At 63.2% G+C, this 13756-nt stretch carries 12 protein-coding genes; 8 read left to right on the top strand and 4 right to left on the bottom strand.

Translation table 11 applies throughout. The annotated features are described in order from the left end of the window. Positions 1-9 precede the first annotated feature (9 nt). Positions 10-987 (bottom strand): hydroxyacid dehydrogenase, encoded by a 978-nt coding sequence (locus CAF92_RS19510; RefSeq protein WP_046615876.1) that lies wholly within the window; start codon positions 985-987, stop codon positions 10-12. Between the two features lie 236 nt (positions 988-1223). On the opposite strand from CAF92_RS19510, the gene CAF92_RS19505 reads away from it, so the two are divergent. Together CAF92_RS19505 and CAF92_RS19500 are read left to right on the top strand one after the other, a co-directional pair. Next, positions 1224-1901, top strand: coding sequence for an RraA family protein (locus CAF92_RS19505; RefSeq protein WP_013971794.1), 678 nt, complete (start codon positions 1224-1226; stop codon positions 1899-1901). 87 nt (positions 1902-1988) lie between these two features. Next, positions 1989-3215, top strand: a complete 1227-nt coding sequence (locus tag CAF92_RS19500) for an MFS transporter (protein ID WP_230385100.1) — start codon at positions 1989-1991, stop codon at positions 3213-3215. Between the two features lie 4 nt (positions 3216-3219). On the opposite strand, the gene CAF92_RS19495 is transcribed toward CAF92_RS19500, so the two are convergent. From CAF92_RS19495 to CAF92_RS27485, 3 genes are read right to left on the bottom strand one after another with little or no spacing between them, the layout of a single operon-like run. Then, positions 3220-4554, bottom strand: coding sequence for an MFS transporter (locus CAF92_RS19495; protein ID WP_046615878.1), 1335 nt, complete (start codon positions 4552-4554; stop codon positions 3220-3222). A gap of 47 nt (positions 4555-4601) precedes the next feature. Beyond that, positions 4602-5522, bottom strand: coding sequence for an SMP-30/gluconolactonase/LRE family protein (locus tag CAF92_RS19490; protein ID WP_013971797.1), 921 nt, complete (start codon positions 5520-5522; stop codon positions 4602-4604). A gap of 55 nt (positions 5523-5577) precedes the next feature. Beyond that, positions 5578-5871, bottom strand: a complete 294-nt coding sequence (locus CAF92_RS27485; RefSeq protein WP_178081809.1) for a hypothetical protein — start codon at positions 5869-5871, stop codon at positions 5578-5580. On the opposite strand from CAF92_RS27485, the gene CAF92_RS19485 reads away from it, so the two are divergent. From CAF92_RS19485 to CAF92_RS19460, 6 genes are all read left to right on the top strand, one after another. Continuing rightward, positions 5756-7072, top strand: coding sequence for an OprD family porin (locus CAF92_RS19485; protein ID WP_085601660.1), 1317 nt, complete (start codon positions 5756-5758; stop codon positions 7070-7072). The genes CAF92_RS27485 and CAF92_RS19485 overlap by 116 nt on opposite strands. Before the next feature lie 248 nt (positions 7073-7320). After that, entirely contained in the window at positions 7321-8037 is a 717-nt protein-coding gene (locus CAF92_RS19480; RefSeq protein ID WP_080958495.1) for an IclR family transcriptional regulator, read from the top strand. Between the two features lie 468 nt (positions 8038-8505). Further along, positions 8506-8988 carry a formate dehydrogenase subunit gamma gene (locus CAF92_RS19475; protein WP_085601689.1) on the top strand — a complete coding sequence of 161 codons (483 nt, stop codon included), beginning with the start codon at positions 8506-8508 and terminating at the stop codon, positions 8986-8988. Further along, the gene (locus tag CAF92_RS19470) at positions 8982-10550 is read left to right on the top strand and encodes an NADH-quinone oxidoreductase subunit NuoF (RefSeq protein WP_085601659.1); all 1569 of its coding nucleotides are present in this window, start codon (positions 8982-8984) and stop codon (positions 10548-10550) included. Before CAF92_RS19475 ends, CAF92_RS19470 begins: the two co-directional genes overlap by 7 nt. After that, positions 10547-13429, top strand: coding sequence for a formate dehydrogenase subunit alpha (gene fdhF, locus CAF92_RS19465; RefSeq protein WP_085601658.1), 2883 nt, complete (start codon positions 10547-10549; stop codon positions 13427-13429). The genes CAF92_RS19470 and fdhF overlap by 4 nt, the downstream gene beginning before the upstream one ends. Next, on the top strand, positions 13426-13629 hold the full coding sequence (locus CAF92_RS19460) for a formate dehydrogenase subunit delta (protein WP_046615883.1): 204 nt from the start codon (positions 13426-13428) through the stop codon (positions 13627-13629). The genes fdhF and CAF92_RS19460 overlap by 4 nt, the downstream gene beginning before the upstream one ends. Positions 13630-13756: the final 127 nt, after the last annotated feature.

Here is a 13756-nt window from a genome sequence, read left to right as displayed (position 1 = left end):
AGGGTGCGATCAGCTGGCGAAGAGGTGGCGGTTGACCACGCAACGCGGATCCAGAGCATTGCCCGCCCATACATCGAGAACCTGCTTCAGCGCTACCAGGCCTACCCGTTCGCGGGCCTCGGTGGTGTTGGCACCGACATGCGGCGTGGCGACCAGTGTCGGCAGGCCCCACAGCGGGCTGTCGGCAGGCGGCGGCTCGGGGCTGAAGGTATCCAGGCCGGCACCGGCGATGCGGCGTTCGCTGAGCGCTTTTACCAGGGCGTTGGTGTCGATCAGCTCACCACGGGCAGTGTTGATCAGGATGGCGCCAGGGCGCATGCGCTCGAACTGGGCAGCGCCAATCAGGTTGTGGTTGGTCTCGGTCAGCGGGCAGTGCAGGCTGATGATATCGCTTTCAGCCAGCAGGCGATCGAAATCCTCTTCACGCTCGACGTGCGGGCGCTCCGGCAGTTGCTTGAGGTAGGGGTCGAACACCTTGACCTTCATGCGCAGTGGCGCCACCAGGTCCATGAGGATGCTGCCGATCGAGCCCAGACCGATAAGCCCCAGGGTTTTGCCCGACAGCTCCATGCCGTTGGCCGAGGATTTGTCCCAATGCCCGTCACGCATTCGCGCATCCAGCAGCGCGGTTTGACGTGCCACGCTGAACATCAACGCGAAGGCCAGCTCGGCCACCGACTGGGCATTGGCGCCCAGGGCGATCGATACCGGGATGCTGCGGTCGGCGGCGGCCTGCAGATCGATGGTGTTGTAGCCCACGCCGTGCTTGGCGATCACTTTCAGGTTGGCTGAAGCGTCGATCATGGCGCGGGTCAGTTTGCCCTGGCGGACCACGATGGCATCGGGCTGTTCAGCGCGAATGATCGCTTCCAGTTCTTCGGCGGGCAGGTAGGGCGTAGTGGGGACGATTCTGACGCCCTGTTCGGCGGCAAGGTTCATGGCCTCGGCAGCAAGCTCAGGGCCGGTCAGCAGAATGGTACGGGACATCGGGGATACCTTGTTCTTGTCTGGGAGCGGTTCGGGCGCAGTCTGCCGCTCATGTGCGGCAATGAGGTAAACCCTATCATAATGAAACGCTGTTGCAAGAAAATTCATATGGTCGCCGATGCCTGGCAAAAAAAGCCGACAAAAACACATTGCCACGACTTTAATGAAATGACATTCTAAAAAACAGATTCGGCAGCGGCCGATGACATCGAATAACACCAAGAGAGGTATGTCACATGAGCATTGGCTTCCAAGTGCTTGAGCGCGCACGTAAAGTCGGTGATGAGTGGGTTGCACGTTATCGTGAGGTTCCGGTTGCCAACGTCAGCGATTCGATGAACCGGATGACTGCAGGTGGTGCCCGCCTGCGCCCCATGCATCGCGAAGGTGTGCTGTGTGGCCCGGCCTTGACAGTCAAGGCGCGCCCAGGTGACAACCTCATGCTGCATTACGCGATCGATATCGCTCAGCCGGGCGATGTGATCGTGGTCGATGCCGGTGGCGATCTGACCAACGCCCTGATCGGTGAAATGATGGTGGCTTACGCGGTCAAGCGTGGCTTGGCCGGTATCGTCATCAACGGCGCCATTCGCGATGCAGCCAACATCGGTGCGGGTGACTTCCCGTTGTTCGCTGCTGGCGTTTCGCACCGTGGCCCATACAAGGACGGCCCGGGCGAGATCAACGTGCCGATTGCCATTGATGGTATGGTGATCGAGCCAGGCGACCTGGTGATCGGTGATGACGATGGCCTGCTGTGCGTGCCTTACGACCACGTCGCCGAGGTCTATGCTCGCGCCACCGCCAAGCACACTGCCGAAACCGCACAGATGGAACACATTGCCCAAGGCACCAACGACCGTTCCTGGGTCCTGGAGTCCTTGAAGAAGAAAGGCTGCCTGCTGCCAGGCTGATCCAGCATGCGCTGCGCACCTTGCGATGGGGTGTGCAGCGGCTGTTGGGTCGGTGTCGGTCGCGGGTTCTATTGAGGATTCGCAGACTTGTCCGATTCATCGTCACCGCATCGCAAACGTTGGCCCGCCGCCGTGCGGGCGCTCGCTCATCGCAACTTTCAGATCTATTTCGCCGGCCAGGGTGTTTCCACTCTGGGCAAGTGGGTTCAGCAGGTTGCATTGGCCTGGCTGGCCTATCATCTGACCGGTTCTGCCGTACTGCTGGGGCTGATCACCTTCCTTTCGCTCGCGCCGCAATTGCTCATCGGCCCGTTGGCAGGAGCGTGGATCGATCGGCATGACAAGCGCCGGTTGCTGATCATCGTGCAGCTTATCCTGATCGCGCAGTCGCTCGTGCTGGCGCTTGCAACCTGGCGCAACTGGATCGATGGTCCGTTCATTGCTGCCATGGCATTGCTGCTTGGCTTGCTCAATGCCTTGGAAACCCCTCTGCGCCAAGCGCTGATCGGCAGTTTTGTCGACGACCCGGCCGACCTGCCGAACGCGCTGGTGCTCAATGCCATGTTGATCAATGCCGCACGGTTCGTCGGCCCGCCATTGGCCGGTGGGCTCATTGCCCTGGCCGGCGAGGCGGCCTGCTTCGCCCTTACTGCCGTGGCTTTCATGGCCTTGCTGGGTGGCTTGCTGAAAGTGCGCGGTACTGCCGGCCCAAAGGCCAGTGGCTCAACTGCGCAAGTGTTTCGCGAAGGGTTGTTGTATCTGTGGCAAACGCGCAACGTTCGCCAGTTGCTGGTCAACGTGATCATGGTCAACTTGTTGGCATCCTGCTACGCGGCACTGCTGCCGATCCTGGCCAGGGCTGTGTTCGCTGGCGATGCGCGAGTGCTTGGATGGTTGTGGGGGGCGGCAGGCGCGGGCGCGTTCGTGGCCACGCTGGTGCTGGCGGTTGGCGGTGCATTGCCTCGCCTGCGCCAGTTCACCGATGCTGGAGCGCTGCTATGCGCGGTTGCGCTGATCGGTTTGTGGATGGCGGGTGCGCTGCCACTGGCGCTGCTGGCGCTGGGCGTTCTGGGTTTCGGCATCACCCTGAGCAATGTCAGTACCAACATGCAGCTGCAAAGTGGCGCACCCAGCCATTTGCGTGGCCGGGTGATCGCTTTCTATATTGCCATGCGCTTCGGCTTCGAAGCTTTGGGCGGCATGGCGGCGGGGCTGATCGCGGCCCGCTGGGGAGCGCCGGCGACCTTGGGGGTCGCCGGAGGGTGCCTGGTGATCGGGCTGTTGGGTCAATACGGCATGCGTCGTCGCAGCTGAGCGGTCAGATTGTCTGGCCTTGGCCGTGAGGCGTCTGCTGCTTGGCGGGGTCGCCCAGCCAAAGCATCAGGCAGGTGCCGACCAGCAGGATCGATGCAACGGCAAAGAACGGCATGCTGAAGCTATGAGTGGCGTCCTTGATCAGGCCGATCAGGAACGGGCCTGTGAAGCCGCCCAGGTTGCCGATCGAGACGATCATCGCCAGGCCGCCAGCGGCGGCACGACCAGTCAGGAAGGTCGAAGGTATCGCCCAGAACGTGGCCTGGAATGACAGGATGCTCGCCACCGCCACGCACAGGCTGGCGATCTTCAACACCGGCTGGTCAAGCAGGGCGGCGGCCACCAGGGCCACGGCGGCCAAGGCCAATGCGCTGACCACATAGGGCAGGCGGTGACGGCTTCGGTTGGCCAGCCGTGCCCACATCGTCATCGCCAGTGCCCCGAGCAGGTAGGGCAGGGCGACCACCAGGCCGACCACGCCGCTATCGATGCCCAGGCCTTTGATGATCTGTGGCAGCCACATGCCTATGCCAATCGAGCCGACGATGCAGCAAAAGTTGATGGCCGCCAGGGTGAACACCTTGGGGTTGGTCAAGGCTGCGCGCAGCGTATTGCCATGAGACGCACCGATGGCTTGTTGTTCTTGGGACAGGCGCTGGTCAAGCCAGGCTTTCTCTCGCGGGTTGAGCCATTTTGCCTTGGCCGGGGTATCGACCAGCACGAAGAGGCAAGCGATGCCAAGCAGCACGGCCGGCATCGACTCGGTGACCAGCAGCAGTTGCCAGTTCTTCAGGCCCAAGACGCCGTGCTGTTCCATCAGCCAGCCGGACAGGGGCGAGCCGATGATGTTGGCCGCAGGAATGCCGAGCAGGAAGGCGGCAGTGGCTTTCGCCCGCCATTTGCCGGGGAACCAGTAGGTGAAGTACAGGTATACGCCGGGCGTGAAGCCCGCTTCGGCAAGCCCCAGCAAAAAGCGCGCAATGCTGAAACTGATTGGCCCGGTGGCGAAGGCGGTGGCCATGGAGATCAGCCCCCAGGTGATCATGATTCGCGCAATCCACACCCGTGCGCCGAAGCGCTGCATCAGCAGGTTGCTGGGGATCTCGAACATGAAGTAGCCGAAGAAGAACAGGCCGGCTGCCCAGCCGAACATCGTCGCGGTAAGGCCCAGGTCCTGGTTCATGCTGATGGCGGCGAAGCCGACATTGGTGCGGTCGAGGTAGCTGATCACGTAGCAGATGAAGATGAACGGTACCAGGCGCCACAGCACGCGGCGCATCAGGCGTTCGCCCTCGGCGTCGCTGAGCGGCGCCTGGGCAGCGGGGGTTTCGTGGGTCATGTCGTCACTCTTTTGTAGTTGTTGTGTGCCCTGACAGGGGGCCTGGTTCAGCTGTGGGAATACATTGGCAGCCCAGGCGCAGTGGTGCGCACCTGCAGAATGCTGCCGGTTTCGGATTCGGTGATGTACAGGGTCTGCCCGTCATTGCCGCCGAAGGCCAGGTTGGTGTTGCTGATGCCTGCGCAGGAGACGATGCGCTGCAATGGCTCAGCGACTTTCGACAGCTTCCATACCGAGCCGAAACCGGTATGGGCGATGTACAGGTTGCTCTGCGCATCGAGGGCCAGGCCGTCGGGCCCGCCCAGGCCGCCGTGCAACTGGGCGAAAACGCCCACCTTGCCGATGATCGAGCCGTTGCCCAGCGGGATGCGCCAGATCTGTTGCGCGCGTGTCACTGCTACCAGCAGATGATTGAGGTGCGGGTCGTAGACGATGCCATTGGGGCTGGGGATGGTGCCAAGCAGGCAGGTCAGGTTGCCGCTGGCGTCGAGCTTGTACACGCGACCGCTGGCATCCTGCAGCCCGGTCTGGCCTTGGTCTGTGAAATACAGGTCACCGTTGGGTGCGAACACCAGGTCGTTTACGCCTTTGAAGCCTTCCGAACCAGCTGAGTCCAGCAGTGCTTCGATAGCACCGGTATCTGGGTCGAGCAGCATGATCCCGCGCTTGTAGTCGGTAATGAAGATGCGTCCGTCCTGGTGAATCTTCAGGCCGTTCGGCCAGCCATCGTACTGACACACCAGTTCCCATTCGCCCTGCGGCGAGATGCGGAAAATTCGCCCGTTGGGAATGTCGGTCACGTAAAGCCGGCCTTGACGATCGAATGATGGGCCTTCGAGGAACGAGTCGATGGCACGGCCCTGGCGGTTGGCATTGGCCCAGGCAGTCGGGCGCGGGTCGCGGAAGCGGTCGGGCAGGCGGGTGAATACCGTGGTCTCCACGGTCGGCGGGGCAGCAAAGAAGCTCATGGGCGCTCCTGTAGGGCCGGGGACGCCTGGGCGTCCGATTGTTGTTTTGATGTATTTAATGCAATGGCGTTGCAAAATAAAACAAAATCGGACGAAGGGTGAAGCTGTTTTTGCTGAAATTCCTGATTTTCAGGGTCGTGTTGCCCTGGCTGTTGACGAGGCTGCGATAATCTGCCTCCATATAAAGAAACGCCGTTTCAAAATAATAAAAACGATCCTTTGGAGTCTCTTGCTTGAAATCCCTACCTTCCATCTGCCGCATTGCCTTGGCAGCAGGCGGCAGCGTCATAGGCTTGTCTGCCCAGGCCGACCTGATCGGTGACAGCCACGCGAACTTGTCGATGCGCAATTTCTACTTCAACAGCGATAACCGCGACGGTACGGCGCAGCCCTCCAGAACCGAGGAGTGGGCGCAAGGCTTTCTGCTCGACCTGCGCTCCGGTTATACCGACGGTGTGGTTGGTTTCGGCGTGGACGCCACGGCCATGCTGGGCCTTACGCTGGACAGCGGCAGAGGGCGGCATCAGGGCGGTAGCATGATTCCTTCCGATGGCGATGGCGCAGCTGACCGCTGGAGCAGCGCCGGTGCCACCGCCAAGATGAAGCTGAGCCAGACCGAGCTGCGCGTGGGGCAGCTGATGCCCAGGTTGCCGATACTGGTGGCCTCTGATGGCCGGTTGCTGCCGCAAACCTTCCAGGGCGTGCAATTGCAGTCCAGTGACATCGATAACCTCATGCTCATCGGCGGGGCGTTGAACCGCGCCAGGGGCCGGGCTTCGACCGACCTTACCGGCATGGCCGTAAACGGCGGTACTCAGGAGAGTGACCGTTTCAACTTTGTCGGTGCCGACTACCGCGCCACCAAAACGCTGCTGCTGCAGTATTACGCCGGGCAACTCGAAGACTACTATCTGCAGCAGTTCACCGGCCTCAATCACACCCTGGCGTTGACCGATGACAGCTCGTTGACCACTGACCTGCGCTATTTCCGCACCCGTGCGGACGGTGCCAACGGCAGTAGCTCAGGGCGTAGCCAGGGCTATACCGTTGGTGGATACACCAAAGGTAGCGACGGGGAAATCGACAACGACCTGTGGAGTGCGGCGTTCACCTATCGTTTGCGGGGCCACTCGCTGACCCTGGGTTATCAGCGTGTTTCCGACGATAGCAACTTCGTGCAGATCAACCAGGGGTCGATCGACAAGGGGGCCGGTGGCAGCAGCCTGTATCTGTGGACGGACAAGATGCTGCTCAGCTTCACGCGCGCTGGTGAGCGTACCGGGTTTGCCCAGTACGGCTATGACTTTACTGCCAACGGCATACCTGGGCTGAAGGCTTCGGTGATCTATTTGAAAGGCGACCACATCCAGGCAGCCGCTGGCGCCGAACAGTCGGAGTGGGAGCGAGACTTCTCGCTGGACTATGTGATCCAGGGCGGCACGTTCAAAGGGCTTGGCGTGGCCTGGCGCAACGGCAAATCGCACAGCGAGGCAGCACGCAATGGTGACCAGAACCGCCTGATCATCAACTACACCCTGCCGCTGTTCTGAGCGTCGGCCAGCGCAGCGAAAGGGGCCGCATCGGCTGTAAGGTTCGCTGATTGCCAGGTCTGCCGATATTTGCCCCATACGACAGCGATCAACCTCTAGCCAGCAGGCGCAGATATATTGCCCTGCTGGCTTTTTTTACTTTGCACGCGCAGCGCATGCTACGTTGGCGGTGGCCGACCGTTGTCGGATAATGAGGTTTTTCCGCCCTTGCGTACAATCGAGGGCTTCGATCCTGTGAGGTTTTGCAAATGGTGAAAGCGCGGCCGCGTCCAGCGGTAAATGGTGTGGCATCGGCAGACCGTGTTTTGACCGTGCTGACCGCGTTTCAGATAGGCGACTCTGCGCTGAGCCTGGTTCAGCTGGTTGAACGTACCGGCCTCATCAAAAGCACGATCATGCGCTTGATGGTGTCTCTGGAAAACCATGGCTTCATCACGCGCATGGCTGACGGGCGTTATCAGCTAGCCAGTGAAGTCATGCGCTTGAACACGGTCTATCAAGAGGCACTGGACCTCGAAAGGCATGTAATGCCACGTTTGCACGATTTGGCTGAAAAGTCGGGTGAGACCGCCTCCTTCTATGTGCGCCACGGTGCATATCGGATGTGCCAGTACCGTGTTAACTCTTCCCATCGACTTCGCCTCAATCTTCAACCCGGCGACATGCGGCCGATGGATGAAGCGGCGGGGGCTCAGGCGTTGCGCGCGCCGTATCACATCGGTATTGCATTGCAGAAACCCTACTACTCGAAGGGAGCCACCGACCCGCATGCCGCTTCAATGGCGCTGCCCATCTACGGAGCGCAGCAGGAACTGATGGGAGCTCTTGTCATTTCAGGACCAGCAAGCCGTTTGACGGAGGAATATGCCGAAAGTCTCAAGCTCATGTTCTTCGAGGCGGCACGTGATCTGATGCGAAGCCTGGGCTTCAAGCCTGCGTCATTGGAGGCAGAGTCGGTCCAGTAAGCGCGCCTCATGGGCCCGGCTTGCGGCGTCTTTGTCGAGCAGCCTGGCTGATCGAGGCGGCCAGGCACTGATTGACAAAGCCGTGCAGCTTTGAAGCCGCGCGCAGGCATTTGTAGGACCGGCCTTTTGCTGCGAAGAGGCCGGTGCTGGCAATTCATATCCGTTGCCCGTATCGGCCCTCTTCGCAGCACAAGGCTGCTCCCGCAAAAGATGCGCCAGGCGAGCGATAGCATGGAAACAACCCGCGTCGGTTTCAGGATGCGCCTGGTCGTTCGCACGCAACCCCCCGGCGCCACAAGTGCCATGCTTGCAGGATGCCTCGGACCAGCGCGCGCAGACGTGCGGCCGCAGGCAAGGAGGCCGCTGGCACCACGCAACCGTGACGTGGTCGGCGCGCCGCAGCAGAACACGCCGGATACCTGCCCTCACAACAATTCAGGCGGGGTCCGTGATGCCGAGGTCCGCTGTATGCCTGATGAATTGCTCCACCTGCCTGTGATCCACCGCATTCTGGCCCGTGACAAGGATACCCCCGGCGCGCTGTTGCCGATCCTGCATGCCATCCAGCACGACATCGGCTACATCCCCGATGCCGCTGTCGCCGAAATTGCCCATGCCCTGAACCTCAGCCTGGCCGAGGTGCATGGGGTGATCAGCTTCTACCACGATTTCCGCACCACGCCACCGGCGCGCCACACCCTGCGCCTGTGCCGCGCCGAGTCGTGCCAGAGCCGGGGCGCCGAGGCGCTGGCCGCGCAACTGCGCGAACAGCTGGCGCTGGACGACCACGGCACCAGCGCCGATGGTGCCATCAACCTGCGCCCGGTGTACTGCCTGGGCGCCTGCGCCTGCTCGCCAGCGCTGGAACTGGACGGTCAGGTGCATGCGCGCCTTACCCCTGAGCGCCTGCGCGCGCTGGTCAACGCTTGCCGGGAGGACGCAGCATGCTGAAGCTGTACATCCCCTGCGATTCGGTAGCCCGTGCCGTGGGCGCCGACCAGGTCGCCGATGCCTTGCAGCGGGAGGCCGAGCGCCGCCAGCTGCCGCTGGACATCCAGCGCACCAGTTCCCGCGGGCTGTACTGGCTGGAGCCGTTGCTGGAATGCGACAGCGCGCAAGGGCGCCATGGTTTCGGCCCGGTCACCCCGGACGACGTGCCGTCCTTGCTCGACGCCTTTACCGGTCAGCCCGGTGAACCCGGCGGCCATTCGCTGGCCCTGGGGCCGGTCGAGGACATCCCTTACCTCAAGACCCAGCAACGCCTGCTGTTCGCCCGCGCCGGCATCACCCGCCCATTGTCGCTGGACGACTACCGTGCCCATGGTGGTTTCGCCGGCCTTGAGGCGGCCGTGGCCCTGGACGGTGCCGAGGTGGTCGCCGCCGTGCTCGATTCCGGCCTGCGTGGCCGCGGCGGTGCGGCGTTCCCGGCCGGCATCAAGTGGCGCACCGTGCGTGACGCCGTAGCAGGCCAGAAGTACGTGGTGTGCAACGCCGACGAAGGTGATTCCGGTACCTTCGCCGACCGCATGCTGATGGAAGGCGACCCGTTCCTGCTGATCGAAGGCATGATCATTGCCGGCCTCGCCGTGGGTGCCGACAAGGGCTACATCTATGTGCGCTCGGAATACCCCGATGCCATCCGCGTGCTCGACCAGGCTTTCGCCATCGCCCGTGACGCCGGCTACCTCGGCAGCGACGTGGCCGGCAGCGGCCAGGCCTTCGACCTGGAAGTAAGGGTCGGCGCCGGCGCCTATATCTGCGGCGAAGAAACCGCACTGCTCGAATCCATCGAAGGCAAGCGCGGCATTGTCCGTGCCAAGCCTCCGCTGCCCGCGCTGCAGGGCCTGTTCGGCCTGCCGACGCTGGTGCACAACGTGCTTACCCTGGCCTCGGTACCCATCATCATGGCCAAGGGTGCGGCGTTCTACCGCGACTTCGGCATGGGCCGTTCGCTGGGCACCATGCCGTTCCAGTTGGCCGGCAACATCCGCCAGGGCGGCCTGGTGGAACGCGCCTTCGGCCTGACCCTGCGCGAACTGGTGGAAGGCTATGGCGGCGGCACGGCAAGTGGCCGGCCGCTGAAGGCCGCGCAGGTGGGTGGCCCGCTCGGTGCCTGGGTACCGCCCAGCCACTTCGACACGCCGCTGGACTATGAAGCCTTCGCCGCCATGGGCGCGATGCTCGGCCATGGTGGTGTGGTGGTGGCCGACGACACCCTGAACATGGCCAGCATGGCGCGCTTCGCCTTGCAGTTCTGTGCCGAGGAGTCCTGTGGCAAGTGCACCCCGTGCCGCATCGGCTCGACCCGCGGCATGGAAGTGGTCGACCGGCTGATCGCCACCAGCGACATGACCGAGCGGCACGACCAGGCCCTTTTGCTGCGCGACCTGTGCGACACCATGCAATACGGCTCGCTGTGCGCCATGGGCGGCATGACCGCCTATCCGGTGGCCAGCGCGCTGAAGTACTTCCCCGCCGATTTCGGGCTGACCCACACGGAGGCCGCGCAGTGATCAATTTCTTCGACCCCGCTTCTGATAACAGCAGCGACTTCGGCACCCCGGCCCGCGACAGCGAGGTACAGGTCAGCCTGAGCATCGATGGCCGTGCCATCACTGTGCCCGCCGGAACCTCTGTGATGCGTGCCGCGGCCATGCTCGGCACCAGCATCCCCAAACTGTGCGCCACCGACAGCCTCGAAGCCTTCGGCTCGTGCCGCATGTGCATGGTGGAAATCGAAGGCATGCGCGGCTACCCGGCCTCCTGCACCACCCCGGTCAGCGAAGGCATGGTGGTGCACACCGAAACCCCGCGCCTGGCCGGCCTGCGCCGCAACGTGATGGAGCTGTACATCTCCGACCACCCGCTGGACTGCCTGACCTGTTCTGCCAACGGCAACTGCGAGCTGCAGACCGTGGCCGGCCAGGTTGGCCTGCGCGAAGTGCGCTATGGCTACGATGGCGCCAATCACCTGGCTGAGAAAAAGGACGTATCCAACCCGTATTTCGACTACGAGCCGAGCAAGTGCATCGTCTGCAGCCGCTGCGTGCGTGCCTGCGAGGACATCCAGGGCACCTTCGCCCTGACCATCACCGGGCGCGGCTTCGAATCGCGAGTGGCGGCCGCGGGTGGTGAAAACTTCCTCGCCTCCGAGTGCGTGTCGTGCGGTGCCTGCGTGCAGGCCTGCCCGACCGCGACCCTGACCGAAAAGAGCCTGGTGCAACTGGGCCAGCCAGAGCGTGCGGTCATCACCACCTGCGCCTATTGCGGCGTGGGCTGCTCGTTCCGCGCCGAAATGAAGGGCGACCAGCTGGTGCGCATGGTCCCGGACAAGAACGGCGGCGCCAACCACGGCCACGCCTGCGTCAAGGGCCGCTTCGCCTGGGGCTACGCCACCCACCCGGACCGCATTACCAGGCCGATGATCCGCAAGCGCCTGGAAGACCCATGGCAGGAAGTCAGCTGGGACGAGGCGGTGACCTATGCCGCCAGCGAGTTCCGCCGCATCCAGCTCAAGTACGGTCGCGATTCCATCGGCGGCATCACTTCCAGCCGCTGTACCAACGAAGAAGCCTACCTGGTGCAGAAACTGGTGCGCACGGCGTTCGGCAACAACAACGTCGACACCTGCGCGCGGGTGTGCCATTCGCCCACCGGTTATGGCCTGAAGCAGACCTTGGGTGAATCGGCCGGTACGCAAAGCTTCGACTCGGTGATGCAGGCCGACGTGGTGCTGGTGATCGGCGCCAACCCCACCGACGCCCATCCGGTATTCGGTTCGCAGCTCAAGCGCCGCCTGCGCCAGGGTGCGCGGCTGATCGTGATCGACCCCCGGCGTATCGACCTGGTCGACTCGCCGCACGCCCGCGCCGAGTTGCACCTGCAACTGCGCCCGGGCACCAACGTGGCCATGCTCAACGCGCTGGCCCACGTGATTGTCACTGAAGGCCTGCTGGCCCAGCGTTTCATCGATGCACGTTGCGAAACCGCGGATTTCGCCCGCTGGCGCGACTTCGTCAGCCAGGCGGATAACGCCCCTGAGGTACTTGGCCCTGTCTGTGGCGTACCTGCCGAGCAGATCCGCGCCGCCGCCCGCCTGTATGCCACCGGCGGCAACGCGGCGATCTACTATGGCCTGGGCGTGACCGAGCATAGCCAGGGCAGTACCGCGGTGATGGGCATCGCCAACCTGGCCATGGCCACCGGCAACATCGGCCGTGAAGGGGTAGGGGTGAACCCGCTGCGCGGGCAGAACAACGTGCAGGGCTCGTGCGACATGGGCTCGTTCCCCCACGAACTGCCCGGCTACCGGCACATTTCCAACGAAGGCGTGCGCGCCGAGTTCGAGCGTGCCTGGGGCGTTACCCTGCAGCCCGACCCGGGCCTGCGTATCCCCAACATGTTCGAAGCGGCGCTGGACGGCAGCTTCAAGGCCTTGTACTGCCAGGGCGAGGACATTGCCCAGAGCGACCCCAACACCCAGCACGTCACGGCGGCCCTGCTGGCCATGGAGTGCGTGGTGGTGCAGGACATCTTCCTCAACGAAACAGCCAAGTTCGCCCATGTGTTCCTGCCGGGCAGCTCGTTCCTCGAGAAGGACGGCACCTTCACCAACGCCGAGCGGCGCATTTCGCGGGTTCGCAAGGTCATGGAGCCGCTGGCCGGCAAGGCCGACTGGGAGGCGACCGTGGCCCTGGCCAATGCCCTGGGCTACCCGATGAATTACCGTCACCCGTCCGAGATCATGGACGAGATCGCCCGCCTGACGCCCACCTTCCACCGCGTCAGCTACGCCGAGATCGACCGCCATGGCAGCCTGCAGTGGCCGTGCAACGATGCAGCGCCCGATGGTACGCCGACCATGCACATCGACCAGTTCGTACGTGGGAAGGGGCGCTTCATGCTTACCGGCTACGTGCCCACCGAGGAGAAGGTCAACAACCGCTACCCGCTGCTGCTGACCACCGGGCGTATCCTCAGCCAGTACAACGTCGGCGCCCAGACCCGGCGCACAGGCAACGTCGCCTGGCATGACGCCGATCGCCTGGAAATCCACCCGGCCGATGCCGAAAGCCGTGGCATCCAGGACGGTGACTGGGTCGGCATCGGCAGCCGCGCCGGGCAGACGGTGCTGCGTGCCAAGGTCAGTACCCGGGTGGCGCCGGGGGTGGTATACACCACGTTCCACTTCCCCGAGTCGGGGGCCAACGTGATTACCACCGACAACTCCGACTGGGCCACCAACTGCCCTGAGTACAAGGTGACGGCGGTGGAGGTGGTGAAAGTGTTCCAGCCTTCGCAGTGGCAGAAGCGCTACCAGGACTTCAGTGACGAGCAGCGGCGCTTGCTGAAGGAGCGCCGTATTGCGGAAAAAGCCGAGGTGCGCCGATGAGCAGTGAAAACCTGGTCAAGATGGCCAATCAGATTGCCCATTACTTCGACAGCGAGCCAGACCGGGCGCTGGCGGTGCAAGGGGTACGGCAGCATCTGCAGAGCTTCTGGACACCGGCGATGCGCCGGCAGCTGGCGCAATGGATCGAGGCCAATGCAGGGGAGGGGCTGGACCCGAAGGTGCGGGAAGCGTTGGCCTAGCTTTTGGTGTTGAAAGGGGCTGCTGCGCAGCCCATCGCCGGCAAGCCAGCTCCCACAGGTACTGCAAGGGCTGGGCAATTTCCCACAGGTACTGCACATGGCTTGAGGTCAATGCGGTTGATGTGGG

This window comes from Pseudomonas sp. B10(2017) (genome assembly GCF_002113295.1).
GTDB classification, from domain to species: domain Bacteria; phylum Pseudomonadota; class Gammaproteobacteria; order Pseudomonadales; family Pseudomonadaceae; genus Aquipseudomonas; species Aquipseudomonas pudica.
This window is presented reverse-complemented; position numbering and strand designations above follow the sequence as displayed.